This window comes from Sphingomonas sp. Sphisp66, assembly GCF_047324325.1.
In the GTDB taxonomy this organism is placed as follows: Bacteria; Pseudomonadota; Alphaproteobacteria; order Sphingomonadales; family Sphingomonadaceae; genus Sphingomonas.
Genome location: NZ_CP168508.1, coordinates 2893095 through 2918742 on the forward strand (window position 1 = coordinate 2893095; position 25648 = coordinate 2918742).

Annotated in this window: 26 protein-coding genes; 10 read left to right on the forward strand and 16 right to left on the reverse strand. The window is 69.3% G+C overall.

Annotated features, from left to right (window positions below; translation table 11 throughout):
- Positions 1-25 precede the first annotated feature (25 nt).
- The 5 genes from pelA to ACEN8G_RS13395 form a co-directional block, all read right to left on the reverse strand.
- Positions 26-1315, reverse strand: a complete 1290-nt coding sequence (gene pelA, locus ACEN8G_RS13375) for a pectate lyase (protein WP_413414064.1) — start codon at positions 1313-1315, stop codon at positions 26-28.
- Positions 1316-1850: 535 nt separating this feature from the next.
- Positions 1851-4346: an ABC transporter permease gene (locus ACEN8G_RS13380; RefSeq protein WP_413414063.1), complete on the reverse strand. Its 2496-nt coding sequence runs from the start codon at positions 4344-4346 to the stop codon at positions 1851-1853.
- Positions 4347-4466: 120 nt separating this feature from the next.
- Entirely contained in the window at positions 4467-5147 is a 681-nt protein-coding gene (locus ACEN8G_RS13385) for an ABC transporter ATP-binding protein (RefSeq protein ID WP_183998125.1), read from the reverse strand.
- A 20-nt stretch (positions 5148-5167) separates the two neighbouring features.
- On the reverse strand, positions 5168-6475 hold the full coding sequence (locus tag ACEN8G_RS13390) for an efflux RND transporter periplasmic adaptor subunit (protein WP_413414062.1): 1308 nt from the start codon (positions 6473-6475) through the stop codon (positions 5168-5170).
- A gap of 5 nt (positions 6476-6480) precedes the next feature.
- Positions 6481-6693, reverse strand: a complete 213-nt coding sequence (locus ACEN8G_RS13395) for a hypothetical protein (RefSeq protein ID WP_413414061.1) — start codon at positions 6691-6693, stop codon at positions 6481-6483.
- Positions 6694-6875: 182 nt separating this feature from the next.
- On the opposite strand from ACEN8G_RS13395, the gene ACEN8G_RS13400 reads away from it, so the two are divergent.
- Complete coding sequence (locus tag ACEN8G_RS13400) at positions 6876-8273, forward strand: sigma-54-dependent transcriptional regulator (protein WP_413414123.1); 1398 nt, start codon at positions 6876-6878, stop codon at positions 8271-8273.
- Positions 8263-9588 carry a sensor histidine kinase gene (locus ACEN8G_RS13405; RefSeq protein WP_413414060.1) on the forward strand — a complete coding sequence of 442 codons (1326 nt, stop codon included), beginning with the start codon at positions 8263-8265 and terminating at the stop codon, positions 9586-9588. Before ACEN8G_RS13400 ends, ACEN8G_RS13405 begins: the two co-directional genes overlap by 11 nt.
- 60 nt (positions 9589-9648) lie before the next feature.
- Here ACEN8G_RS13405 and ACEN8G_RS13410 read toward each other — a convergent pair whose 3' ends face one another.
- On the reverse strand, positions 9649-10398 hold the full coding sequence (locus tag ACEN8G_RS13410; protein WP_413414059.1) for an SDR family oxidoreductase: 750 nt from the start codon (positions 10396-10398) through the stop codon (positions 9649-9651).
- Between the two features lie 98 nt (positions 10399-10496).
- Here ACEN8G_RS13410 and ACEN8G_RS13415 point away from each other — a divergent pair, with 98 nt between their 5' ends.
- Complete coding sequence (locus tag ACEN8G_RS13415) at positions 10497-11402, forward strand: AraC family transcriptional regulator (RefSeq protein ID WP_413414058.1); 906 nt, start codon at positions 10497-10499, stop codon at positions 11400-11402.
- Between the two features lie 14 nt (positions 11403-11416).
- Here the strand turns inward: ACEN8G_RS13415 and ACEN8G_RS13420 are convergent, their stop codons facing one another.
- The 3 genes from ACEN8G_RS13420 to ACEN8G_RS13430 form a co-directional block, all read right to left on the reverse strand.
- Positions 11417-12292 (reverse strand): general secretion pathway protein GspK, encoded by an 876-nt coding sequence (locus ACEN8G_RS13420; protein ID WP_413414057.1) that lies wholly within the window; start codon positions 12290-12292, stop codon positions 11417-11419.
- On the reverse strand, positions 12289-12861 hold the full coding sequence (locus tag ACEN8G_RS13425; RefSeq protein WP_413414056.1) for a type II secretion system protein J: 573 nt from the start codon (positions 12859-12861) through the stop codon (positions 12289-12291). The genes ACEN8G_RS13420 and ACEN8G_RS13425 overlap by 4 nt, the downstream gene beginning before the upstream one ends.
- 76 nt (positions 12862-12937) lie before the next feature.
- Positions 12938-13981, reverse strand: a complete 1044-nt coding sequence (locus ACEN8G_RS13430; RefSeq protein ID WP_413414055.1) for an ABC transporter substrate-binding protein — start codon at positions 13979-13981, stop codon at positions 12938-12940.
- Between ACEN8G_RS13430 and gspN the strand changes: the two genes are divergently transcribed.
- A complete protein-coding gene (gspN, locus tag ACEN8G_RS13435; protein ID WP_413414054.1) occupies positions 13981-14697 on the forward strand; it encodes a type II secretion system protein N in 717 nt (238 codons plus the stop codon). The genes ACEN8G_RS13430 and gspN overlap by 1 nt on opposite strands.
- Before the next feature lie 156 nt (positions 14698-14853).
- Here gspN and ACEN8G_RS13440 read toward each other — a convergent pair whose 3' ends face one another.
- The 4 genes from ACEN8G_RS13440 to gspL form a co-directional block, all read right to left on the reverse strand.
- Positions 14854-16080 (reverse strand): type II secretion system F family protein, encoded by a 1227-nt coding sequence (locus tag ACEN8G_RS13440; protein WP_413414053.1) that lies wholly within the window; start codon positions 16078-16080, stop codon positions 14854-14856.
- A 155-nt stretch (positions 16081-16235) separates the two neighbouring features.
- A complete protein-coding gene (gspE, locus tag ACEN8G_RS13445; RefSeq protein ID WP_413414052.1) occupies positions 16236-17720 on the reverse strand; it encodes a type II secretion system ATPase GspE in 1485 nt (494 codons plus the stop codon).
- Positions 17717-18214, reverse strand: coding sequence for a type II secretion system protein GspM (gene gspM, locus ACEN8G_RS13450; RefSeq protein WP_413414051.1), 498 nt, complete (start codon positions 18212-18214; stop codon positions 17717-17719). Before gspM ends, gspE begins: the two co-directional genes overlap by 4 nt.
- Positions 18211-19233 (reverse strand): type II secretion system protein GspL, encoded by a 1023-nt coding sequence (gspL, locus tag ACEN8G_RS13455; protein ID WP_413414050.1) that lies wholly within the window; start codon positions 19231-19233, stop codon positions 18211-18213. Before gspL ends, gspM begins: the two co-directional genes overlap by 4 nt.
- Before the next feature lie 129 nt (positions 19234-19362).
- On the opposite strand from gspL, the gene gspG reads away from it, so the two are divergent.
- From gspG to ACEN8G_RS13485, 6 genes are all read left to right on the forward strand, one after another.
- Entirely contained in the window at positions 19363-19869 is a 507-nt protein-coding gene (gene gspG / locus ACEN8G_RS13460; RefSeq protein WP_413740586.1) for a type II secretion system major pseudopilin GspG, read from the forward strand.
- Between the two features lie 155 nt (positions 19870-20024).
- Positions 20025-20486 (forward strand): prepilin-type N-terminal cleavage/methylation domain-containing protein, encoded by a 462-nt coding sequence (locus tag ACEN8G_RS13465; protein ID WP_413414122.1) that lies wholly within the window; start codon positions 20025-20027, stop codon positions 20484-20486.
- A 17-nt stretch (positions 20487-20503) separates the two neighbouring features.
- Complete coding sequence (gene gspI / locus ACEN8G_RS13470; protein ID WP_413740587.1) at positions 20504-20929, forward strand: type II secretion system minor pseudopilin GspI; 426 nt, start codon at positions 20504-20506, stop codon at positions 20927-20929.
- On the forward strand, positions 20929-21759 hold the full coding sequence (locus tag ACEN8G_RS13475) for a type II secretion system protein N (protein ID WP_413740588.1): 831 nt from the start codon (positions 20929-20931) through the stop codon (positions 21757-21759). Before gspI ends, ACEN8G_RS13475 begins: the two co-directional genes overlap by 1 nt.
- Before the next feature lie 11 nt (positions 21760-21770).
- A complete protein-coding gene (gene gspD / locus ACEN8G_RS13480; protein ID WP_413415059.1) occupies positions 21771-23831 on the forward strand; it encodes a type II secretion system secretin GspD in 2061 nt (686 codons plus the stop codon).
- Positions 23832-23883: 52 nt separating this feature from the next.
- On the forward strand, positions 23884-24117 hold the full coding sequence (locus ACEN8G_RS13485; RefSeq protein ID WP_413415061.1) for a hypothetical protein: 234 nt from the start codon (positions 23884-23886) through the stop codon (positions 24115-24117).
- 12 nt (positions 24118-24129) lie between these two features.
- Here ACEN8G_RS13485 and ACEN8G_RS13490 read toward each other — a convergent pair whose 3' ends face one another.
- Genes ACEN8G_RS13490 through ACEN8G_RS13500 form a run of 3 tightly spaced genes read right to left on the reverse strand, consistent with a single transcriptional unit; the run spans position 24130 to position 25564 of the window.
- Positions 24130-24582, reverse strand: a complete 453-nt coding sequence (locus ACEN8G_RS13490) for a hypothetical protein (protein WP_413415063.1) — start codon at positions 24580-24582, stop codon at positions 24130-24132.
- Positions 24573-25040: a hypothetical protein gene (locus ACEN8G_RS13495; protein WP_413415064.1), complete on the reverse strand. Its 468-nt coding sequence runs from the start codon at positions 25038-25040 to the stop codon at positions 24573-24575. Before ACEN8G_RS13495 ends, ACEN8G_RS13490 begins: the two co-directional genes overlap by 10 nt.
- Positions 25037-25564 carry a hypothetical protein gene (locus ACEN8G_RS13500; RefSeq protein ID WP_413740589.1) on the reverse strand — a complete coding sequence of 176 codons (528 nt, stop codon included), beginning with the start codon at positions 25562-25564 and terminating at the stop codon, positions 25037-25039. Before ACEN8G_RS13500 ends, ACEN8G_RS13495 begins: the two co-directional genes overlap by 4 nt.
- Positions 25565-25648 lie beyond the last annotated feature (84 nt).

The window sequence follows — 25648 nt, forward strand, 5'->3', positions numbered from 1 at the left end:
GACGGCTTGAGGCGCGGGGTAACGGTTATCTGGCGGCCACCCACTTATCATACGTCGCCAGCGCCTTCGCCGGGCCGGCATTGTACCAGCTATAGCCGTTGCGGCGCTCCAGGCTGAGTTCGTTCACATCCGTGCGGATCGAGCGGTCGCGGTCGCCGAAGATGGGTTTGCCCGTCTTGATGTCGTAATAGCGCGACCAGATCGGGCCGGCGCCGGGCTTGTCGATCAGCTTGCGGCCGTCGGGTCCCTTCTCGAAGGCGACGCCGTGCACGGCATGCGCCCTGAGCCAGGCCACCCCGTCCGCCACCGCCGCATCGACCGTGGGCGAATGGCCCGCCTGCTTCATCAGGAAGATCAGTAGGTCGGCGCTCTCATCCGAGGACAGAGCGGCCGGTTCGAAGTTGCGGGCGCCCGCCGGGGCCAAGGTGAGCGCGTCGTGCTGCTGGCCCCAGATGGTGCGCTTGCCGTCGACGACGACCTGGGTCTTGAGGATCAGCTGGATCGCGCGGTTGCAGGCAATCTTCGCTTCCGCAGCGAGCGCTTCGGATACGAAGGCATAGTCCCCCTGGCGGCGGGCGACCTCCGCCAGCACGGTGACGACCGAGGAGAGCGCATCGTCGTTGAAGGTGAGCGCATCGTGATAGCCGCCCTGGAGCGGGTAGATCTGCGGCCAGCCGCCGTTCGGAAACTGCGCATTCAGAAGGTAGCGGATGCCCTTGAGGAAGCTCTCACGATAGGCATTGCCCTCGGGACCCGGCGCCGCGGCCTGGGCGCGGGCGAGGAAGCGCAGCTCGGCGGTGGTGGCATTGTTGTCGATCGTGCCGACATAGCTCCAATTCTCGTCCGCCATGTCCGTCTTGGCATAGGCGGGGAGCTTCTCGATCGGGACATAATGCTCGCCGCGCGCACGTACGGGACCGGTACGGTCCACATTCTTGCCCCAGCCGCCTGCCGGGGTCTGGAAGCTGACGATATTGTCGGCGACATGACGCGCCTCGGCGCCGGCATACCAGGCGGCGGGCTTGTTGTCGGGCATGCCGCTGCCGCCCGAGGGGCCGGTTGGGGGGGCTACCGGCGTGGGCAAGGTGCCGTCGGCCCGCTCGGCGGCGAGCGCGGCCTTGTCGGCTTCCATCAGCCCGACCGACTTGTCGAGATAGACGTTCCAGGCACGCTGCTGGCCGATGGGAAGCTTGGAAATCCGGGCGTGCGTGATCGGCTCGGCGGGGGTCATCTGGCCGATCACTTCGACCGCCGCATATGCCACCGGTGTCATCGCTATTGCTGCGAATAGCGCGATCTTTGCGATACGAATCATGTCCCCCTCCCGATTTTGGTGTCGGGGGAGGATAGCGCGGTGTGGGTTTGGGTAAATACCCCTGATCCGTACGTCCGTCATCCCGACGAAAGTCGGGATCTCAGGCGAAGGCGCGGGGAAAGAGCCGCACGAGATCCCGGCTTTCGCCGGGATGACGAAGATGATCCACGCGATGACGCGACGACGCAAAGAAGAAGAGAAGAAATGGTTCGCGCAGAGGCGCAGAGGACGCAGAGGGCTGTCCCCGTGGCCAGCGCAGGTGCCGCTTTGGCGGCAGGAATCGCGGAGACCTAGTAATGGAGGGCGCCGCTGGCGCGACGCGAGACACCTCTGCGTCCTCTGCGCCTCTGCGCGAACATTCTTCTTTCTCTCTTCTCCGCGTCTCCGCGTCTCCGCGTAAACCGCCTTCTCCTGGCGGATGCGCTCCTGCCTGAGATCCCGGCTTTCGCCGGGATGACGATTGGGTGCAGGACGGGGAACGAAAAACGGGCGGGGAGTTGCCTCCCCGCCCGTCTCATGCCCTGGGCTGACGCGCCTACTCGTAGCGCAGGGCATGAACCGGATTGGTGCGCGCGACGCGGAAGGCGTGGGCGCCGATGGTGAGGACGGCAATCGCCAGCGCGAGCAGGCTCGCGGCGATGAACGGCACCGGGGTGAGCGCGATGCGCGCGTCATAGGCGTTGAGGAACTCGCGCATCAGCCACCAGGCGACCGGCCAGGCGATGATGTTGGCGAGCACCACCGGGCGCGTGAACTGCCAGACCAGCAGCCGGGCGATGTCGATCGTGCGGGCGCCCAGCACCTTGCGGATGCCGATCTCCTTGGTCCGCCGCTCCGCCGTGAAGGCGGCGAGGCCGAACAGGCCGAGGCAACCGATCACCACCGCGAGCACCGCGAACATGCCGAACATCTGCGCCCGGGCGTCGAGCCGCTCATAGGCCTTGGCGATCACCTCGTCGGCGAGGATCGCGTCGAACGGCACGTCGGGCGCGTGGCGGCGCCAGACCCGCTCGATCCCCTCGCGCACCGGGCGCGGATCGCCGTGGAAGCGGGCGACCAACCAGTTGACGTTGTGCTTGTCGAGCAGGAACATCGTCGGCTCGATCGCGGTGCGGACGGTGCGGAAGCGCGCATCGGCGACGACACCGATGATGGTGAGATTCATCATCCCCCCATATTCCTCCTTCACGCCGTAGCGGATCGTCTTGCCGATCGCCTCCTGCGCGGTCTTGAAGCCGAGGCGCTTCACGCCCGCGGCGTTCAGCACGACATGGGCGCCGCGCGCGACCAGCGCCCGCTCCGCCGCCGCATCCTCGGGACGCGGGGTGGTCATGTCGTCGGCGGCGCGCTCGTCGAACACCCGGCCGGCCATGGTGCGGATGCCCATGGTGGGGAAGAAGCCGGCATCGACCGAATAGATGCCGAGGTCCACCGGATCGGCCCGGCCGGGCACCACCACCGAAGTGGTCGAGGTCTGGCCGGTAATGACGCCGATCATCGTGCGGCCGGCGGATTCGACGCCCGGCACCTTGGCGATCTCGCGGGTCAGCGCATCGGCCTGGGGCTCGAGCGTCTTCGAGCCGATGCCCTGGAGCTGGAGCAGCCCGGCGCGCTTGTATCCCGGATCGACCGTGCGGGCGTAGATGTTCTGCGACCAGACCACCGCGGTGCAGATGATCAGCCCGATCGACACCGCGAACTGGATGACGACGAGCGCGCTGCGCAGATGCCCCGAGCCTTCGGCATCCGCCGCCGACTTGTTCGCCTTGAGCACGCGGGCGGGCTGGAAGCGCGACAGGTAGAAGGCGGGATAGAGGCCGCCCGCCGCGCCGACGAGCAGCACCAGCGCGATCATCGGCAGGAACAGCCCGTCATGGCCGAAATAGCGGAGCTGCAGATCGGCATCGAGGAAGTTGCCGAACCAGGGCAGCACGATCTCGACCACCGCGAGCGCGAGGAGCATCGCGATCGTGGCGAGCAGCACCGATTCCCCCAGGAACTGGGTCATCAGCTGGCGGCGGGTGGCGCCGAGCACCTTGCGCAGCGCCACTTCGCGGGCGCGCTGGCTGGCACGGGCGGTGGCGAGGTTGGTGAAGTTGATGCAGGCCATGGCGAGGATCAGCAGCGCGATCACCGCGAAGGTGGTGATCGTCTGCACGTCGTTGCCCGGCGTCATCCCCGTGTTGCTGGCGATGCCGAGATGGATATCGGGCGCGGCGACCAGCTTGAAGGTACGTTCGTCGCCCGCATTGTAGCGGTTGCCGTTGAAATTCTCGTCGGGGATGTTGCGCTTTTCCCAGGCCGGCATCTGGGCATTGATCGTCTTCACATCGACGCCGGGGCGCAGCTTCACATAGACATAGCCCGAGGTCCAACCCCAGCTGGTGAGATAGCCATCGTCTCCCGGGAACAGGCTGGGGAAGTCGGCGCGGGCGAGCAGGCGCGCGGTCATGTGCGAGTTCTTCGGCAGGTCCTTGAACACGCCGGTGATGCGGTAATCGGCCTTCTTCCCCGCGACGAGCAGCGTCAGGGTGCGGCCGACCACGCTGGTGGTGCCGAACAGCCGGGTCGCCTCGGCCTCGCTCAGCGCCACCGTGCCGGGGGCCGAGAGCGCCTTGTTGTCGCCCTGCACCATCGGCAGCGCGATCGTGTCGAGAAAGGCGCTGTCGACCAGCCGGCCATCCTCGACCTCGGTGGCCTGGCCGTCCTTGAGCAGGGTGATGCGCGGGCCGCCGGTATAGGTGGCGCTCTCGATCTGCGGGAAGTCCTTGAGCAAAGCCGCCTTGGTCACATAGGGCGCGCCCTGGTTGTCGTACTTATCGCCGTTGGTCTTGCTCTGATAATAGACCTGGAGCTGATAGGTGCGGTCGCTGTCCGGCAGCCAGCGGTCATAGCTGCGCTCGTACTGGACGTAGAGCAGGATCAGCAGGCAGGCCGCGAGGCCGATCGCCAGGCCGAACAGGTTGATGAAGGCATAGGTGCGGTTCTTCGCGAGCGCGCGCAGGCCGACCGTGAGATAGTTGCGCCACATGGGGCTTCTTCCTTCTCGTTCTCCCTCTCCCGGCTGGCGGGAAGAGGATCGGGGAGAGGGGTGCTAGGGATCACTCCCCCTCTCCCCTGCCCTCTCCCCCGAGGGGGAGAAGGCGTTGCATCATGCCGCGCGGCGGCGTTCCTGGAGGACGCGGCCGTCGAGCATCGAGACGATGCGGCCGGCGTAGTCGGCGTGCGCGGGCGAGTGGGTGACCATCACGATCGTCGAGCCCTCGGCGTTCAGGGTCTGCAGCATGTGCATGACCTCCTCGCCATGCTGGGTGTCGAGATTGCCGGTCGGCTCGTCGGCGAGGATCAGCTTCGGAGAGGCGACGAGCGCGCGGGCGACCGCGACGCGCTGCTGCTGGCCGCCCGAGAGCTGGCTCGGCCGGTGGCGGGCGCGGTGGGCGATGCCGGTGCGGTCCATCACCTCGTCGACGCGGCGCTTGCGCTCGGCGGCGGGGACATTGTGGTAGAGCAGCGCGAGTTCGACATTGTCGCGGACGCTCAGCTCGTCGACCAGGTTGAAGCTCTGGAAGATGAAGCCGATATTCTCCTTGCGGACATCGGCGAGCCTGCTCTCGCTGAGCCCGGCGACTTCCTGGCCGTTGAACATGTACGATCCCGAGGACGGGCTATCGAGCATGCCGATCATGTTGAGCAGGGTCGACTTGCCGCAGCCCGAGGGGCCCATGATCGCGACGAACTCGCCCTGGGCGATTTCGAGGTCGATCGCGTCGAGCGCCGTCGTCTGCACCGTGTCGGTGCGGTAGACCTTGGAGAGTTCGCGCATGTGCAGCATCGGATTCCCTTTCTTTTCGGTCACTTGGTCAGGTCCAGGCGCGTCTTGTCGGTGAGGCCGGTATAGGGCGAGGTGATCACCTTCTCGCCGGGCTCGAGCCCTTCGAGCACCTCGACGAAATCGGTGTTGCGGCGGCCGAGGCGGACGTTGCGCTTCTCGGCGCTGCCGCCGCCGGGGGCGACGACGAATACCCAGGCGCCGCCGGTGTCGTTGTAGAAGGCGCCGTTCGGGATCAGCAAAGCGGGCGCCGGATCGCCGAGGGTGAGGCGCGCCTGCATGGTCTGGCCGCGCTGGAGCTGGGGCGGCTCGGTGCCGGTGAATTGCAGGTCGACCTGGAACTGGCCGTTCTGGACCTGCGGATAGATCTTGGTGACCTTGGCGCCGTAGCGCTTGCCGCCCCAGTCGAGCGCCGCCTGCTGGCCGAGCTGGACGCGGCCGAGATAGAATTCGTCCACCCCGGCGATCAGCTTGTTGCGGCCCGGGCTGTCGATCTGGCCGACGCGCTCGCCGCGGCCGAGCGACTGGCCGACCTGGACCGAGAAGCCCGAGAGCTGGCCGGCGACCGGCGCGCGGAGCTGGAGCGCATCGAGATTGGCGCGGGCGATGGCGAGGCCCGACTGCATCGACTTGGCCGCCGCCTGCTGCTGCGAGAGCTGGCTGCCCTGGAGGCGGGCGTCGGTGCTCTGGCTGCGCTTCAAGGCGGCAAGGTTGCGCTGGCTCAGCTCGTAATCGGCCTCCGTGTCGGCGAACTGCTTGCCCGAGACGAACCCGCGCCCGGCGAGCGGCTTCTCGCGCTCATATTGGCGGCGGGCCTTGTCGTAGACGGTCTCGGCGGCGAGCACGGCGCGCTCATTGGAGAGGCGGGTCTGGGCGAGCGCCAGCTCCTGGCTGCGCATGTTGTTGATCTGCTGCTCGACCTCGGTCTGGCGGGCGAGCGTGGAGAGCTGGAGCTCGGCGTTGGAAAGCAGGGCGATCGGCTGGCCGGCGGCGACGGTGGCGCCGTCCTCGACCAGCATCTTCTCGACCCGGCCGCCCTCGACCGCGTCGATATAGACGGTGAGCAAGGGCGTGACGCGGGCGCGCAGCGGCATGAAATCGTCGAACGTGCCCTTGCTGACGGTGGAGATGGTCAGCCGGTCCATGCCGACCGTCTGGCTGGCGCCCGAGGGGGCGAACCACCAGAAGCCGAATGCGGCGAGCAGCGCGGCGACCGCGCCGAGCGCGATCTTCACGCGCAGCGACAGGCTGCGTTTCTCGACGACCTGGTCCATCCCGCTGCCCGAGACGGCCCCTGCCCCCCTGTCCTTCTGCATCCGTAGCACTGTCATGCCCCCTATCCTCGCAATTGCCGTGCCAGCCGCTCCGCCTCGGGCGATGCTGCATTGGCGGCGTGGCAAGTGTTCGATTTCGGACAGGAGCGTCCGGAATCGAACGCCACCCGTAACGATATGATGCCGAGCCGGAGCACGGCCTGGCTGCCGGCGGCATCCATCCGCAGGTCGAAGCCGACAGGGCCGCGGGGCAGGCACAGGAGGAGAATCGCCACTACGACGACCGCTCCCTTCCGAACCAGACTCCCCCGAAGCTGCACGATTTCCTCCTCCGGCACGCGCGCCGTTCATCGGAGTGTCAGCATGAGCCGTGCCAATTGCGTCCACAGGGGGACCAGGGCTTGGCACGCAAATTGATTGTCCGGTTCCGCACAGTAGATGTACGGGAGTGGCCATCATGGGGGATCCGGAATTCGATTTCTGCGTCGTGATCGACGACGACGACGACATATTGATGGCCTCGCGGCTGCTGCTGCGACGGCTGTTCAAGGATGTGGAAGCGGTGCGCAGCCCGGAGGAGGCGCTGCCGCTGATCCAGGCGCGCACGCCCGACGTGGTGCTGCTCGACGCCAATTTCGCGCGCGGGGCGACCAATGCGGCGGAGGGGCTGGCCTGGCTCGACAAGCTGCTCGGCATCGATCCCGAGATGGTGGTGGTGATGATCACCGCGCATGGCGGCGTGCAGGTCGCCGTTTCGGCGATGAAGCGCGGGGCGACCGACTTCGTCTCCAAGCCCTGGTCGAACGAGAAACTGCTGGCGACGGTGCGCACCGCCGCGTCGCTGCGGCGTTCCCGGAAAGCAGTGAGCGGTGGCGGCACGGTCCCCGCCCCGGCGCAGCAGGCCGGCGCCTCGCCGCTGCTCGGCAGCTCGCCGGTGATGGCGCGGGTGCACTCGCTGATCAGCCGCGCGGCGCCGACCGATGCGAACGTGCTGGTGCTCGGCGAGAACGGCACCGGCAAGGAGCTGGTCGCGCGCGAGCTGCACCGGCAATCGCTCAGGGCCAACCAGGTGATGCTGACCGTCGACCTGGGCGCGGTGAGCGAGGAGCTGATCGATTCGGAGCTGTTCGGCCATGTGAAGGGCGCCTTCACCGATGCACGGACCGACCGGGTCGGCCGCATCCAGGCGGCGGACGGGGGGACCTTGTTCCTCGACGAGATCGGCAACCTGCCGCTCCGGCTCCAGCCCAAATTGCTCACCGTGCTCGAGCAGCGCCAGGTGACACCGGTGGGGGCCAACAAGCCGGTGCCGGTCAACATCCGGGTGATCGCCGCGACCAATCTTCCCCCCGAGAAGCTGCGCGACGAAGGGCACTTCCGGCAGGACCTGCTCTTCCGCCTCAACACGGTGGAGATCGACCTGCCGCCGCTCCGGGACCGCCGCGAGGACGTGCCGCAGCTGATCGAGCATTATCTGGAGCATTACGCCAAGCGCTATGGCCGGCCGGTGCCCGCCCTCAGCCCGGCCGCGCGGATGGCGCTGCTCGACCATGACTGGCCGGGCAATGTCCGCGCGCTGCGCCACGCCCTGGAACGCGCGGTGATCCTGGCGCGCGAGGCGGCGCTGGAGCCCGAGGACTTCGCGCTGGTCCAGGCGATGCCGCGGATCGTGCCCGTCGCCGCGGTGACGCCCCCGCCGCCGCGCCAGGGCGAGGACCTCAACCTCGAGCGGGTCGAGCGCCGGCTGGTCGAGGAGGCGCTGAAGAAGCACGGCTACAATATCTCGCTGGCCGCCAGCGAACTCGGCCTCTCGCGCGCCGCGCTCTATCGCCGGATGGAGAAGCATGGGCTTTGACCGGCGCTTCACGACGGGCCTGATCGCCTGGGTGGCCGCGCTCGCGCTCGCCCTGGCGGCCACGGTGCTGGCCTTCCTTACTCCCGGGCTCGGCGCGGCGCGGATCGTCGCGCTGCTGCTCGTCGCCGGGGCGATCTGGGGGCTGTGGCAGCATGTCTCGCGCACCAATGCCGCGGTCGCCCGCTTCGTCGAGGCGCTGCACTTCGGCGACACTTCGGCCCGCTTCGGCGGCGCGAGCGGCGGCGGGTTCGAGGCGCTGGGCACCGCGCTGGACGGCGCGATGGACCGGCTGCGCGAGCGCCAGGCCCGGGCCGCGGCCGAGACGCGCTTCCTCGAGGCGCTGGTCGACGACATGCCGGTCGCGCTGCTGACCATCGACGGCGAAGGCCATGTCGAGCCGGCCAACAAGGCCGCACGGCGACTGTTCCGCGGCGTCGGCGGCGCGCGGGCCGAGGACTATGCCGTCTATGGCGCGACGCTGGCCAAGAGGCTGGTGGGGGGCGACGCGGCCGAGGAGATCCTGCTGCTGGCGATCGAGGGCCGGACGCAGCGCGTGCTGGTCCGCTCGGGCACGCTGGAGCGGCTCGGGCGCAGCATCCGCGCGGTGACGGTGCAACCGATCCAGGGCACGCTCGATGCCGTCGAGATGGCCGCGCAGACCGACCTGGTCCGCGTGCTGACCCATGAGATCCTCAACTCGCTGACCCCGGTGACCTCGCTGGCGGCGACCGCGGCGGACCTGCTCGACGATCCCGAACTGGCCGGCAATCCGCGGATCGGCGATGCGCGCGCGGCGGTCTCCACCCTCGCCCGGCGCGCGCATGGGCTGGGGCATTTCATCGAGGCCTATCGCGCGGTGGCGCATACCCCCGAGATCCAGCGCCAGGCCTTTGCCGCCCAGCCCTGGGCCGAGGAACTGGGCCGCATCTTCGCCGCGCGCGAACCCATGGTGCCGCTGACGATCGACGTGGCACCGGCCCGGCTGGCGATCGACGCCGATCCCGACCTGCTCGCCCAGGTGCTGATCAACCTGCTCCAGAACGCCGCGCAAGCCATGGCCGGGCAGGAACGCCCGCCGGCGCTGGCGCTGCGGCTGTTCGAGGACCGCGAGGCGCTGGTCATTGAAGTGGAGGACAATGGCCCCGGCGTGCCCGAGGGGCTGCGCCAAGACGTGTTCCTGCCCTTCTTCACCACCCGCGCGACGGGCACCGGCGTGGGCCTGAACCTCGCGCGGCAGATCGTGGTGGCGCATGGCGGGAGCATCGATGTGGACGATGCGCCCGGCGGCGGGGCGGTGTTCCGGATATTGATTTAGGCCTTCAGGCGGATTGGCGGTCCGCGCCTTCAGACGCGAACCGCGTTCGTCCCTGGTCGTTCAGCGGGTTTCGGCCATCCATTGCACCGCATCCGCACCCGCCGGAATCCAGAGGGGCGCGGCCGGATCGGTGGCCGCATGCCAGACCGCCTCCGCCACATCCCCGGCATGGGTCACGGGGCCGGTATCATCGCGGAAATTCGCGATCATGCCCTCGATCAACGGCTTGTAGTCCGGGTTATCCAGCCCGCGCAGATGCGGCATCGCATTGTTGCCGAAGCTGGTTTCCGGCGAGCGGCCGGGAAGGACGATGTGCACGCGCACGCCGAACGGCTCCATCTCCACCACAAGGCTCTCGGTGAGCGCGTTAACCGCCGCCTTGCTCGCCCGATAGACGCTGACCAGGGGAAGCGGCTTAAGCGTGGCAGTGGAGGTGACGTTGATGATCGTGCCGCTGCGACGCGCGCGGAACTGGGGGAGGACCGCCTGCATCGTCGCCAGCGTGCCGAGCATGTTGGTTTCGAACAGCTGGCGCGCCGTCTCGGGTTCGATCAGCTCGATCGGGACCGCGGCACCGAACCCCGCATTGTTGACCAGCACATCGATGTCGCCGGCCTTATCGAAGGCGTTGGCGACGCTCGCGGGATCGGTGACGTCGAGCGGCAGGATGGTAAGATTGCCGGACTCCGGCAGGATACCGTCCTTGGGGTTGCGCATCGTAGCGACGACCTTCCAGCCGCGATCGAGGAACAGCTTCGCGGTTTCGAGGCCGAAGCCCGAGGAACAGCCGGTGATGAGGACAGTGGGCACGTGAAACTCCCAGATCATTGTTGGTGCACGGGAGATAGGCAGCGACAGCAAGACCCTCTATGCGTGAAAGTCTCGAATCAATTTGCAATAGTCCTGATATGACGATTGATCCGCTTGCCGAGATCGTGACGCTGCTCCAGCCTTCGGCAAGCTTCTCAAAGCTGGTCGAATATGCCGGGCGCTGGCGCATCAATCGCGACGTCGAGGGCAAGCCAGTCTTCTTCGCGGTGCTGGAGGGCGCGTGCAGGGTTGTCGCTGCGGGCCGCCCGCCCCTGATCGTGCGTGCCGGAGATTTCGTCCTGTCGCCCTTTACCAATGCCCAGGTGGTCGAAAGCATCGATGCGCCGCCGCACGGGATCGACATGATGCCGGTCGAGATCGGCGAAGGCCGGTTCCGGGTGGGACCCACGCATGCGCAGGTAAATCTCCGCATGCAGGTTGGGCTGTGCAGCTTCGCCTCTCCCGATGCGGCGCTGCTCGTCTCGCTGCTGCCGTCGATGGTGGTTGCGCGGGGCGAGCCCCGGCTGGCGCAGTTGCTTCACCTAGTCGGCGATGAGACACGTCAATCGCGGCCGGGACGTGAACTGGTGCTCGAGCGCCTGCTCGAGGTGCTGCTGATCGAGGCCCTACGGTGCGGCACCGACATCGCATCCGTGCCGAGCGTCGCGCGCGGGCTATCCGACGATCGGCTGATGGCCGCCTTGCGGGCCATGCACGCACGACCGGCGCATGGCTGGACCATCGCCGCACTTGCAGCCGAGACGGCAATGTCGCGCTCGGCATTCTTTGCGCGGTTCAGCCGCATCGTCGGGATGCCGCCGATGGAATATCTGCTGACCTGGCGGATGGCGCTCGCCAAGCGCCTGTTGCGCAGCCGCGAACTGGCGATCGAGCATATCGCTGCACGCGTCGGCTATGGCTCGGCGAGCACGTTCAGCACCGCCTTCACACGCCATGTCGGGATGCCGCCGATGCGATACGCCAGGACGGCAGCAACGGGCTGAACGGGGCGATACCCCTACCGCCCCGCGGGAAATGCCGGCGCCTCGGGCGGCACGCTCGCCCCCCGCCAGCGCTCCACCACCCCCACCGCGATCTTGCCGTCGGGGCGCTGGACGCGCTGGATCAGCACTGCGGCCTGCTGGCTGGTGCGGCCGATCGTCACGCGGGTGCGGACCCAAAAGGTGCCCGAGCGGAAGCCGGCGCCCCAGGGCAGCGACAGGTTGAGGTCCGACAGGTCCTTGAGCGTCAGCTTGCCGTTGCGCTGGCGGATCTCGGCAAGGCGCTGGGCGGCGAGCGGGTCGCGGAACAGCACGCGCAGCATCTTGGGATCGGCGGCATTGAGGTTGATCGTGGTGGTGCCGGGTAGCGCCGTCACCAGCCGCTCCATCCGCGCCGCCGCCTCGGGCTCGAACCCGGCGAGACGGATCGGGCGGACGTCGGTGAGCGGCCCGTAGAGGCGGACATAGCTGACCGCCTTGACCGCATCCTCGGTCGACAGGCCGACATCCTTGGCGATCGTCTGGAACAGCACGATCGCGCCGGCATCGCCCGCGCGCAGGCTGTTGAGGTTGAAGCGGCCCTCGGCATCGGCGATGGCGAGATCGAAGGTGCCGCCCTCGATCGGTGCGCCATTCTCCGACAGCTTGGCCCAGGGCTCGGTCTGGTTGTCCTCGTTCGGCGCGGCGATCATGTCGCGGCGGAGCGCGACCACTGCCGACAATTCACCGCCGCGGACCACCGACAGGGCACGTGCCGCCTCGCGGGTGCGCAGGGCCCGATCGAGCGCCAATTCCTCGCGATTGATTAGCAATAGCACAAGTCCGGACGCGATCGCGACGAACATCAGCACGTTGACGAGGATCATCCCGGCTTCGTCTTCGCGGCGGCTCATTGCTTGGGATACTCCGCCTGGTCGGGCAGTGTGACGACGCGGCGCAGGGCGCCCGGCGTACCGCCCGGGCCGACCGCCTGGAGGTCGATCTCGATCGCGCGGGGCCATTTGTCCTTGTCTTCCTCGCGCATCGGCCAGCGATTGGTCCAGGCGCTGCCGTCGAAGAAGCGCCAGCGTACATCGGCGACGCCGCCGACCACGGTCTGCACCATCGGACCCGATCCGCGGACCAGGTTGCCGTTGGCGACCGAATATTGCAGCGGCACCGCCGGCCCGCCGAAGCCGGGCGCTGCGCGGGTGAAGTTCAGCTTCTCGCCGCCACCCGAGACGGCGCCGAACGAGATCTGGTCGATGTCGCTCGACACCACGAACATCGCGCGCTGGAGATCGGCGAGCCGGTCCATCCGCTTCTCGGTGCGCCCCTGCACCTTGATGATGCCGTCGACCAGCGCGAGCCCCGCCACCGCGATCAGCGCGAACAGGCCCATCGAGATCATCAGCTCGATCAGGGTGAAGCCGTGCTCCCCCCAACCTTCGTCATCCCCGCGCAGGCGGGGATCCGGTGTCACGAGCGACGCCCTGCTTGGCTCTGGATCCCCGCCTGCGCGGGGATGACGGAAAAGGACCGGGCGAAGCACCTTGGCCTCACGACCCTGAGCTCGACGCCACGGGGGTATAACCGGTGGGGCCGGCGACCAGGATGGCGAAGTCGCGGGCGACCGAGCCGTCGGTGCGGAAGCGGACCGGGCCGGTGACGCCGTGGAAACCCTTGGCGTCCATCAGCCCCTCGACGCCGAGCCGGTTGTCGGCGCGCAGCGTGTTGGCGATGCCGGCGGCGTCATAGGCGAGCGCGGCGATCGTGCCGGGCTCGCCGCCGTTGCGCGCCTGGAAGGCGCTGGCGAAGGTGCCGAAGGCGTTGGGGTCCGGGCTGGCGAGCCAGGCGCCTTCGAGCGCGGCAAGCGCCTGGGGGCGGCTGTCGAGTGCCTGGAAGGTGCCGAGCAGCTGGACGCCGGTCTGCTTGAGCGCACGGGCGGCGGCAAGGACCGTCTCGCCGGCACCGGGGAGCAGCACCGCGTCGGGCGCCTCGCCCGGATTGGGCAGCGGCTGGCCCGGCTTCACCTGGAGGATGTTGACGGTGATGCCGATCTCGGCCTCGCTCTTGCCGGCGGCGATCGCGGCGGCGGCGCTCCACGGCGAGCCGTCGTCGATCATCGTGACGGTCTTCACTCCGCGGGTGCGGGCATAGCGCAGGACCGCGGTGGTCACCTGGCCGGCGGTGATCCCGAAGATCCAGGTGCCGGGCGCGCGCAGGACCGAATCGTTGCTGAAGGCGATGACGGGGATGCGGCCGGCGACGGTGCTGGAGACGGCGGGCACTTCCTCCGCCGAAAGCGGGCCGAGGATCAGCGCCGGCTTGAGCTTCAATGCCTGGGCAGCGGCAGCGGCGGCACCGGCGGCGGTGCCCGCGGTGTCGAAGCTCTGCACAAAGGCGTTGTTTTCCGCGAGCAAGGCGGCCTGTCGCATGCTAAGCCCCAGCCGCGCTCGCGGGCCCGTGAGCGGCAGCAGCAGGGCGATCGGGCGCTTGTCCTTCTTCTTGTCGGCTGCGAACACGACAGAGGGAAGCACGACCGATGCCGCTGACGCGACCAGGCCTGATTGCAGCGACTTCAGCAGGGTCCGTCGATCCATTGCCGACTCTGGGAGAGGGTAGCGGGGCACGGCGGTCTATTATCCTCTTCGCCCTGATCGGCATAGGGGCCTATCTGCTCGCGCTGCTGGTGACGATGCCGGCGAGCGTGATCTTCAAGAATACCGGCTGGCGCACCGGCGTGGCGGGAACGGTGTGGAACGGCGAAGTCGGCGTCGCGGGCGGCGCGACCTTCGCCTGGCACATGGCGCCGCTGCGCGCGCTGACCAGCCTGGCCTTTGCCGCGGACTGGAAGGCGACGGGGCCGGACACCGACCTGGGCGGGCAGATGCTCCAGCACCTGGGCGGGCGGACGGTGCTCGACCATGTCAGCGGATCGGCGGATGCGAGCCTGCTCAAGGCGCTGCAGCCGAACCTGCCCTTCACCTGCAACCTGACGATGCAGATCGAGATGCAGCGGATCGCGACCGGAAGCGGCGCGCGGATGGCGGACGGCAAGGTGACGACCGATCCGGGCAGCTGCCGGGCGAAGAGCGGCGGCGGGCCGGTGGCGGTCCCTGCCCTGCTGATCACCGCCGAGCATGTCGGCGACCGCACGACGATCCGGGTGGCGCCCTCGGCCCAGCGGCTGAAGACGCTGATGACCGCGGTGCTGCGCGAAGATGGCGCGCTGGACATCTCGATGACGCAGGAAGGTGCGGCGGTGCTGCCGTTCGTTGGGCTGCCGGGCGGGGCTACGGTGCAGGGGCAGATGTGACGCGAAGCGTCATCCCCTTCTTCTTTCCCCGGCGAAGGCCGGGGCCCAGTCTTGACAGTGCGCGGCGCAGGCGCGCGACCCCGCGCGATTTTTGAATAGGGCTGGGCCCCGGCCTTCGCCGGGGAAAGGCAAGGTCCGCCGGAATGATGCTCTAGTTCAGAGCCCCACCAGGTTGTTCAGATTGATGATCGGCAGCAGGATCGCCAGCACCATCATCAGCACCAGACCGCCCATCACCAGCAGGACCAGCGGCTCGACCAGCGCGACCAGGGTGGAGACGAGCGCGTCCAGCTCGCGCTGAAGCTCGTCCGAGGCGCGGCCGAGCGCGGGCGCCAGGCGGCCCGAGCTCTCGCCCGAGGCGACGATCGCGACCAGCATCGAGGGGAAGACACCGGCCTCGCTCATCGCGGCGCGCAGGCTGATGCCCTCCCGAACCCGCGTCGCGACGCCGAGCGCCTTTTCGCGGACCCAGCGATTGGGCGTGACCGCGGCGGCGGCGTGGAGCGCGTCGACCAAGGGCACGGCGCTTCCGACCAGCGTGGCCAGGCTGCCGGCGAAGCGGGCAGCGCTGAGCTGGCGGCTGAAGCGGCGGAACGGGCGATGCTCGGAGAAGAAGCGGTCGATACGCAACCGGTTGGCCGGCACGCGGGCCCAACGGAAGAAGACGAGCGCGACCACCGCGAAGCCGAGCAGCAGGTAGAGTCCGAAATTCTGGAGGAACCAGCTCAGCGCGATCAGCGCGCGGGTGAGGAACGGCAGGTCGGCGCCGCGCGAGACGAACACCTTCACGATGTCCGGCACGATATAGACGAGCAGCAGCGCCATCATGCCGAAGGAGACCAGCGCGAGCAGCCCGGGGTACATCAGGGCGAGCTGGAGCTTCTGGCCGTTCGCCTGGCGGTTCTCGACGAACTCGGCGAGGTGCTCGAGCACGCTCGGCAGCTTGCCTGAGGCCTCGCCGGCGGCGACCGAGGCGCGGTAGAATTCGGGGAAGGCCTTGGGGTGCTGGGCCAGCGCGGCGGCGAAGCTGCGGCCGTCGAGGATCGCGGCGCGGACGTCGAGCAGCAGCGAGCTGGTCGCCGCCTGTTCGGACTGGGTGGCGACGAGGCGGAGTGCCTCCTCGATCGCGATGTCCGAGCCGACGAGCGTGGCGATCTGGCGGGTGACGGTGGCGAGCGCCTTGGACGAGATGGTGCCGCGGCGGAATTTGGGGAGCTGGATGCTGCCGAGCCGCGCGCCCTTCTCGGCGGCGACTTCGACCGAGAGCGGCAGCAGCGCCTGCTCGCGCAGCAGCGCGCGGGCGGCGGCGGGGCTGGAGGCCTCGATGATGCCCTTCTTCGCGGCGCCGGCCTTGTCGGCAGCGCGGTAGGCGTAGGCGGGCATTCTCTAAATCCTCCCCGGAACGGGGAGGGGGACCAAGACGCGAAGCGGCTTGGTGGAGGGGTCCCGCCCTCCACGCATTAAAAGGCTGGTGGCACGCGGCCCCCCTCCACCACTCGCTGCGCGAGCGGTCCCCCTCCCCGTTCCGGGGAGGAATTTCATGCTTCGTCCCTCACCACCCGCGCCACTTCCTCCACCGTCGTCACCCCGGCCTTCACCTTGGCGATGCCGTCGTCGAGCAGGCTGGGATTCTCCTTGCGGGCATGGGCCTCGAGCTCGGCCTCGGACGCGCCGTCATGGATCAGCTTCTGGAACCTGTCGTCGACCGCGACGACTTCGTAGAGGCCGGCGCGGCCGCGATAGCCTTCGCCATGGCACTCCGCACAGCCGACCGCGCGCCAGACCTTTTTGCCCGGCTTGATCGCGCCGCCGAGCAGGAGCGAATCCGCTTCGGTAGCCTCGTCCTGCGCCGCGCAATTCTGGCAGAGCTTGCGGACGAGGCGCTGGGCGCAAAGGCCGACGACCATCGGGGCGAGCAGGTAGCGCTCGACGCCCATGTCGATCAGGCGCGTCACGGCGCCGACCGCACTGTTGGTGTGGAGCGTCGAGAGGACGAAGTGCCCGGTCATCGACGAGCGGACGGCGACCTGGGCGGTCTCCTGGTCGCGGATCTCGCCGACCATGATCACGTCGGGATCCTGGCGAAGAATCGCGCGAAGCCCCCTCGCGAACGTCATGTCGGTGCGCGGATTGACCTGGGTCTGGCCGATGCCGGCCATTTCATACTCGATCGGATCCTCGACCGTCATGATGTTGCGCTTGCGATCGTTGAGCTTGTTGAGCGCGGCGTAGAGCGTGGTCGTCTTGCCCGAGCCGGTGGGGCCGGTGACGAGCAGCATGCCGTGCGGGCGCTCGAGCAAGCGGGTGAAGACATTGCGGTCGCGCTCGGACATGCCGAGCACTTCCATGTCTAGGCGCAGCGAACCCTTTTCGAGCAGGCGCATCACCACGCGCTCGCCATGCTGGGTCGGGATGGTCGAGACGCGGGCGTCCACGTCATGGCCGCCGATGCGGAGCGTGACGCGGCCGTCCTGCGGGATGCGGCGCTCGGCGATGTCGAGCTTGGCCATCACCTTGATGCGGCTGACCAGCAAGGGCGCGAGCGCGCGGGGCGGCTCGATCATGTCGCGCAGCACACCGTCGATGCGGAAGCGGACGACGAGGCGCTTCTCCTGCGTCTCGATATGCACGTCCGACGCGCCTTCGCGCACGGCTTCGAGCAGCAACGCGTTGATCAGGCGGATGACGGGGGCGTCGTCGCGGGTGTCGAGCAGGTCGTCCACGCTGGCGGCGCTGTCGGCGAGCGCGGCGAGGTCCATGTCGCCCAGGTCGATGTCGGCGGCGGCGCCGGCACCCGAATAGGCGGCGCTGAGCGCGGCGTCGAACTGGTCGTCGGGCAGCGTGACGAAGCGCGCGGCGGGGGCGAGGCGCTGGACCTCGAGCAGTCCGTCGAGCGCGGCACCGGCCTTGTGGACGCATTCAAGCCCGGCATCGGTGACGCGCAGCAGCACGCCGTTCCTGCGCGCGAAGCCGTAGGGCAGCGTGGTCGGCGTATCGTCGGTGAGGATCAGCATCTCGTTCATGCGCCGAAGTCCACGGTGGCGCTGACCCGGCCGGGCGTGGCGGTGCGCTGGATGTCCACGCGCCGGATGCGCAGGCTGGAGGTCGCCGAGAGATCGGCGAGCCAGGCCATCAGGCTGTCATAGCTGCCGTCCGCGATCGTCGCGCGGGCGCCGCCGGTGATCGAGGCGACGGTAGCGGTGAGGCCGAAGCTGCCCGTCGAGCCGTTGATCACGTCCGCCGGCGAGCCCTGGCGGCGCTGGGGCTGGCCGGCCGAGAGCGTGCCCGCGGCGCGGATGCGCGCGGTGTAGGTCTCATAGGTGCGGATGTCCTGCAGCGCCGAGGCACGGGCCGACTGGAGCGGCTTCACCACCCCGAAGATCAGCACCAGCGCCCCGAGGAACAGGGCAAGGCCGCCGAGCATGACCTGCTCGCGGCGACTGCGGCCGCTCCACCAGGCGTCGAAGCGGATCAGCGCGGCGTCGAGCGCCGGCATGCGGGCGAGAATCAGTCTCATGCGGCGCTCGCCGTAATACGGATCGCGCCTTCGGGCGAGCGGACGACCTGCGCCCCTACCCCGGCACCCTTCAGGGCCGCCTCGATCTGGCCGGGCAGGCCGGCATCGGGCGAGGCGTCGAGATCGAGGGTGAGCAGCTTGCCTTCGAAGGTCATCGCGCGGACCGTGATCGCGCCCGAGAGCGGCCCGAGTGCGCCCGAGACGCGGTTGGCCAGCGGCAGGAAGGGCTGCGGCACCCGGCCGCCGCCGCCGCTCGGCAGCATGCCGGTGATCGAATTGGCGAGATCGTCGCCCAGCGTGACGCCGGGGGCGGCGAGCGCCGCTGTAGCCCGGGTCTCCGCCTCGCGCCGATCGGCGATATTGCGCAGCATTATCACATCGCCGAGCGCGATCACGACATGCGCGGCAGCACCGATCGCGGCGATCCAGGCGAACTTCCGCCACAGGTTGGAACCGCCGGTCTTGCGGACGGCATAGGCGCCCTGGCGGAGGTTCAGGGTGGCGACTGCGGCGCCGGCGGCGGGGCCGAAGGCAGCGGGATCGAGCGATGCCGCGTCCTTCTGCATGTCGTCGGGCAGGCGCTCGCCATAGCTGGTGATCGCCGGCCGCCCGGCGGCTTCCCAGGCAGGGCGCAGCAGCGCGGCGGGGACTTCGAAGCCGGTCCCTTCTGCATCGCGGACCGCAGCACGGCCGCCGGACTGCGACACCGCCCAGCCCTGGGCCGGGCGCGGCATGGTCAGCACGTCGGGGACCATCGCGGCATGGCCGATCCCGGCCTCCTCGGCCTGGGCGACCCAGCGGGCCATCACCTCGTGCCGGACGATTCCGACTAGATAGCGGTTGGGTGCGACCTGCTCGCCGAGCGCGAGATGCACCGAATCGACCGGCTCGGCGATTCGGTCCTCGATCGCGAAGGGCAGCGCCGCAACGCGTTTCGCGTGGCTGGGCAGCGGCAGGTCGACCGCCAGCAGCCGCACCTGTCCGGTGGGGACGAGAATGGTTGCGGGCCACTCGCGCACGGTTATGATCAGGCGGTCACCCGCCAGCGTCCATACGCCCGCGGCGGGCGGTAAATTTGGGTCGGGCGCACCCGGGGCGTTTGGGCTCATTGTCACATTTGCTTCATGGGCAGGACGCATGGGGCGGGGATGCGCATAGTTTTGAAACAGTTCCATGACATCGCACCGCGGGTGCGTACTGACATTGCACCTAAGGTGCAGGACCGCAAGCACGCCGTTCCCGAGGGCGAGGCCGGCTTGACGCTCATCGAAATGATGATCGTGCTGGTGATCATCGCCGTTGTCGCCGGAATGGTGGTGGCGAGTGGAATCCTCAGCCGCCCCGACCAGGCGAAGGCAACCACCACCAAGGCGGACCTGGCGACCATCGGCAGCGCACTGAAGATGTACCGGCTCGACAATGGGGACTATCCCACCACCGCGCAGGGCCTGAAGGCGCTTTCGGAGAAGACGAGCGTTCCGCCGCTGCCGTCCACCTTCCCGCAGGGCGGCTATATCTCGAAGCCGGCGCTGGACGGCTGGGGCAAGCCCTACGAATATACTTCCGAAGGCGGCAGCTTCACGATTCGCTCGCTCGGCAAGGACGGCAAGGTCGGCGGCGAAGGCGTGGACGCCGATATCGAAGGCAAGGGCTGATCCCCATGCGGGGGGCCGACATCGCCATCAATCCTCCCCCGCCAGGGGGAGGTGTCAGCCCACGGCTGACGGAGGGGGCGGTCGGCTTCCAACTATCGTCGTGCTTCCTCCCCCTCCGTCGCGCTACGCGCGCCACCTCCCCCTGGCGGGGGAGGATTTCTGATTCCGAAGCGGGCATGACGCTGATCGAGATGATGATCGTGCTGGTCATCATCGGCGTGATGGCGGGCGCGGTGGCGCTCGGCATGGGATCGGTGACGCGTGCGCCGAGCGTGGAGACCGAGGCGCGGCGCCTCGCGACCCGGCTCCAGGCCGCCGCCGACGACGCGATGCTCGGCGACCGGACGATCGCCTTCACCGTGCAGAAGAACGGCTATGGCTTCGCGACGATCGCCGCCGACGGCAAGGCCCTGCCCCGCACCGACGACGCGTTCGGCTTCCACAAGCTGCCCGGCGGCATGGTGATGACGCTGAGCGTCAAGCCACCGGTGGTGCTGGGCGTGGACGGCGCGGGCCGGCCGATGCAGGCGGTGATCGAGAGCGGGCCCAGGCGCTGGACGGTCGTCTATGACGGGATGACGGTGCGGGCGTTCCCGGTTGGGGCGCTCAAGCTGTGATTCGTATCAGCCCTTCCGTGCTCCTGCGAAAGCAGGAGCCCAGAGCCACAAGCGCGCCGCCCGTAACCCTGGGCTCCTGCTTTCGCAGGAGCACTGAAGAGGAAGCGGGCTTCTCCCTGATCGAAGCGCTCGTCGCGCTCGCCGTGCTCGCCATCGCCACCGTCGGGCTGATGCGCACGGTCGAATCGCATATCGATTCGACCCGCGCCATGGAACGCCGGACCACCGCCATGTGGGTCGCCGAGAACCGGATGGCCGAGCTGCAGGCCAATGCGCCGGGCCGCGACCAGGTCGAGATGATGGGCCAGCAATGGCGCGTCGCGGTCGAGAAACGGCGGACCGACGATCCCGAGATCGAGCGTGTCCGCATCCAGGTGTTCGCCGGGCAAGAGAAGAGCGCGCTTGCATCGCTCGACGGCTTCGTGGACGGACGGAAGCTGTAATGACCGCGCTCACCCTCACGCCGCGCCAGGCGCGCATCGGGCTCAACCTGTTCACCGGCGCGGTCGTCGTGTCGGTGGCGGTGGCGCTCGCCGGACTCACCTGGCGGATCGCCGGCCATGCCGGCACCGGCGCGATCACCGTCCCCTCGGGCGCCAGCGGCCCGGCCGTGACGCCCGATATCGGTGCGGCGGTGGCGCTGGCCCCGTTCGGCAAGCCCTCGGTCTCCGAAGCGGGCCAGGCGACCGCGCTTCCCCTGGAGCTGAAGGGCGTGATCGCCGCCGGCCCGGGCGACCTCTCCAGCGCGTTCATCTCGATCAGCGGCCAGCCGGCCAAGGCCTACAAGGTCGGCGACAATATCAACGGCGCGACGATCCAGGCGATCCTGCGCGACCGGGTGATCCTGGCGAACGGGGGCCGCAACGAGTTCCTCGCCTTCCCCGATCCGACGCTGACGCCCGAGCAGCGCCAGGCCGCCGCCGCGGGGCAGCCGGTGGTAGCGCCGGCCAATCCGGTGACGACCGGCCCCGGCACGCCGCCCGCGCGCACGCCGGGCGCCCCGCCCGCTCCCGCTCCGGCGCCGCCCGCCGCGACCGTGGCCGGCATCCTCCAGCGCTTCGATGCCAGCCCCGTCCAGGGCGGCTATCGGATCGGCGACAACGGCCCGCCCGGCATGGTGGCGGGCGACGTGATCCAGTCGGTCAACGGCACCTCGCTGTCCGACCCCGCCGCTGCCCAGGGCGCCTTCGCGGCCGCCCAGGCGAACGGCAATGCCCAGATCCAGATCCTGCGCGACGGGAAGCGTATCACGCTTACCGTGCCGCTCCGTTAGAAAGTGCTCCCGTGAAGATTCGCTCCGCCATCGCCGCCCTCGCGCTCGCCGGGATTGCCCTGGACACGGTTGCCATCGCCCAGACCGCCCCTGCCCCGCAGGATGCCGGCACCGGCGACGTGGTGGTGAACATGCGCGGCGTCGAGATTTCCGACGTGTCCGACCAGATCTCGCGCATCACCGGGCGCACGCTGATCCTCGATCCGGCGGTGAAGGGCGTGGTGACCGTCACCTCCTCGACACCGCTGTCGCCGCAGGGCGTGTGGGAGCTGTTCCAGTCGGTGCTGCGCGCCAACGGCTTCGCGGCGGTGCGCTCGGGCCGGGCCTGGCGGATCGTGCCGGCGGCCAATGCAGTGCGCGACGGCGGCATCCCGAGCCGCGGCGCATCGGGCCAGGAGCTGGTGACGCGGATGGTCCGCCTCCAGAACGTGCCGGCCGCCGATGTCGCACGGGTGGTGCGCCCGCTGGTCGCAACCTTCGGCAGCGTCGAGCCGCTGAGCACGCCCAACGCCGTCGTCATCACCGATTATGCCGACAATGTCCGCCGGGTGGAGGCGATCGCCCGCCAGCTCGACGGCGGCAGCGGCGCGACCTTCGTCACCTTCTCGCTGAAGAACGGCAATGCCACCGACGTCGCCCAGGCGCTGCAGGGCGTGCTGGGCGAAGGCACCCGCGTCGCCGCCGATGCGCGCAGCAACACGGTGATCGTGCGCGGCACCCCGGCCTCGGTCGCCGAGGCGCGCAAGATGCTCGTCTCGCTCGACCAGCCGGGCGGCGCGACGCCGATCACCCGCATGTTCCGCCTCAACTATGCCGATGCCGAGACGGTGACCGACGTGCTGCGCGGCGTGCTCGGCCAGGGCGAGAGCGCCGACAATCCCGTGGCGAAGAGCCTGGGCTCGGGCAGCTCCAACCCCTTCGCCCGGCTGAGCCAGGGCAACCAGAACCTCTCCGCCCTGCCCAACAGCTCGGCCTCGACCAGCGGCGGCATCGGCAGCGCGATGCAGAGCGCCAACACCAACGGCGCGACGATGCAGAGCGTGCAGACCCAGACGCCCAGGGGCTTCTCGACCCCCGATCTGAACGTGCAGCCAGCGCCGGAGCTGAACGCGGTGGTGGTGCGCGGCACCCCCGCCGCCATCGCCGCGATCGAGCCGCTGATCACCGATCTCGACGTGCGCCGCCCGCAGGTGCTGATTGAGGCGGCGATCGCCGAGATCACCGGCGACGATGCCGAGGCGCTGGGCGTGCAGTTGGGCACCAGCGGCGCGGTGCTCGACCAGGTGAAGGGCGGCGCGACCTCGTTCGACGCGACCGGAGGGCCGTCGCTCGGCACGATCCTGACCGCGCTGGGCGTGCCGGCCGGCAAGGTGCTCGGCACCGGCCTCAGCGCCAATGTGGCTATCGGCGACGATTTCTCGATCCTGGTGCAGGCGCTGGGCAGCTCGACCCGGGCCAACCTGCTCTCCACTCCGCAGATCACCGTGCTCGACAATGTCGCGGGCGAGTTCGTCTCGGGCCAGAACGTGCCGTTCCTGACCGGATCGATCCTGACCGACAGCTCGACGGTGAACCCCTATACGACGATCGAGCGCAAGGACGTGGGCATCACCCTGCGCGTGCTGCCGCGGATCAATGCGGGCGACACGATCCGGCTGCAGGTCAACCAGGAGGCCTCGTCGATCGCCGCCGCGCAGACCGCCGCGGCATCGGACTTGGTCACCAATCGCCGCGCGATCACCACCACGGTACTGGCCGACAATGGCCAGACGATCGTGCTCGGCGGCCTGACCGCGGACGACTATATCGACACGCGCCAGCAGGTGCCGATCCTGGGCGACATCCCGATCGTCGGCGAGCTGTTCAAGAGCCGGCGCGAGCAGCACCAGAAGCGCACGCTGTTCATCTTCCTCAAGCCGACGATCCTGCGCGACGGCGCCGACGCGGCGGCAGCGTCGCAGGACCGCTACAACCGCCTGCGCGCCGACGAGATCGCCAACACCAAGCGCGGCAGCCTGCTCCTCGCCCCGCCGACGCCGCGGCTTACGGTGGAGATCGACGGGATCTATTGAGCGGAGGGGCAATGCGCGGTCTGCTGGCCATCTACGGAAGCATATTCATCCGATGATCGCACTCCGCCTCATCCGCTCCCTCGCCACCCATATCGCCCTTCAGCTGCTCGCGGTGGCATGCGCCATTGCATATGTTCTCCTCGGTAACGCACTCCCCGAATTTGGAGGGCGATTGCTGGCGGGCGCTGTACTGGCCTGGCTGCTCGGCGCTTTGATTTGGCGTTTCGTCAAAGTCGCGAAGAATTTGGCCGGCCGTGTGCCGGAGGAAGTCGATCGCAGGAACTAGGCGTGCGGAGCTCTACTGGGCAGTGTTGCCCGTGTTCGTCTCGCCCCCATCCGGCCCGATCGGCAGGGGCACGCGCACCCGTTCTGCGCTGCGGGTGAAGAAGGCGGCATCGATCGCCAGGCTGGCGAGACTCCAGCCGTCGACGCTTTCCCCTATCCGGAGCGTGCGGGTCGCGCCGTCGCTCGCCTTGACCAGCGCGACCGCATCGACGTTCAGCCGGCCGACGATGCCGACCAGCTGCGGAGCGTCGGCAGGCGCCTCGGCGGGTTCGGTGCCGCCGAACAGCGGGCGCTCATAGGCGCGGGCGAGCGCGGGCATCGAGCCGGCGCCGATCGGAGCGGGCACGGGCGGCGGTGCGGCGCCCTTCCCCGCCTTGCCGGGCAGCAGCAGCGTGAGCGGCATGCCGATGGCCAGGGCACCCGCGACGCCCAGCGCGATCCATTCGGGGCGGGGCTTCACTGCCATGCCGCGACCACCTCGCCGATCAGCCGCACGCCACCGCCCTCGGGGATCGGCTCGATCCGCCAGCTGCGCATGCGCATCAGCGGCCTGCCGCGCTCCAGCGCGTCGGTGAGCGCGACCACCGCCTTCTCCGCGCCCGAGACGCGGATGCGCAGCGCCACCACGCCGGCGGGTGCCGGGGCGGTCGCGATATCCTCGACCAGCACCCCGCCCTGCCGGGCAAGGCCGTGGACGCGCTGCATGATCGCCGCCCGGCCCGCCACCGGATCCGCGACATGCAGCCCAAGCCCGGGAGCGAGCAAGGGCGGTGGGGAAGCGGGCCTGGCCGCAAGCGCGGCGAGCCTGGCATGCTCGGCGCGCGCCGCGGCGAGATCGCCCAGCGCAGTGCCGGTGGCGGGCGCCAGCAGCAGCGCCACGGCGAGCCCGGCGAGTCCGCCGATCAGCATTGGGGGCAGCTTCACTGGGCGTCCTCGCGCATCGAGACGATCATCGCCGCGTCGGTGCGGCGCTGGCTGGTGTTGCGCATGCCGGCGAATTCGGGCGCGCGGCGGATCGCGGCGCGCAAGGCGTCCGGGTCGCCGCCGGTCACGTCGAGCTCCAGCCCGCCATCGCCGGTGCGCTCGACCCGAGTGAGCTTTGCCTCGGGGGGCAGCGTGCCGGCGAGCAGTTCCAGCACCACCCCCGGCGCGGCGCGGCCCGCGGCATTGGCGAGCGCGGCACGCGCCTCGCGCGCGGCATTCTCGGTCTGGAGGCGCGGCGCGACCTGTTCCTGCAACCTCAGTGTCGCGCGTTTTTCATGTCGGGCAAGCAAGGTCGCCCCGGCCAGGGTGAGCAGCGGCCCGGCCGCGAGCAGCATGCCGAACGCGACTGCCGTGCCCCGCCTTCCACCGGGCAGACGCGCCCCGGCAAGCGCCGCGGCCAGGCGGTGCGACAGGCTGTCCGCCCGGGGTTCGGGCGGGTCGGTATCGGGCTTGCCGGCGTCCATCGCGCGCCTGCCTAGCCGCTGCGGCCGCTCCGCGCAAAGCGTCACGCGGCGGAAACACAAAAGTCACGTTAACGAAACGACAAT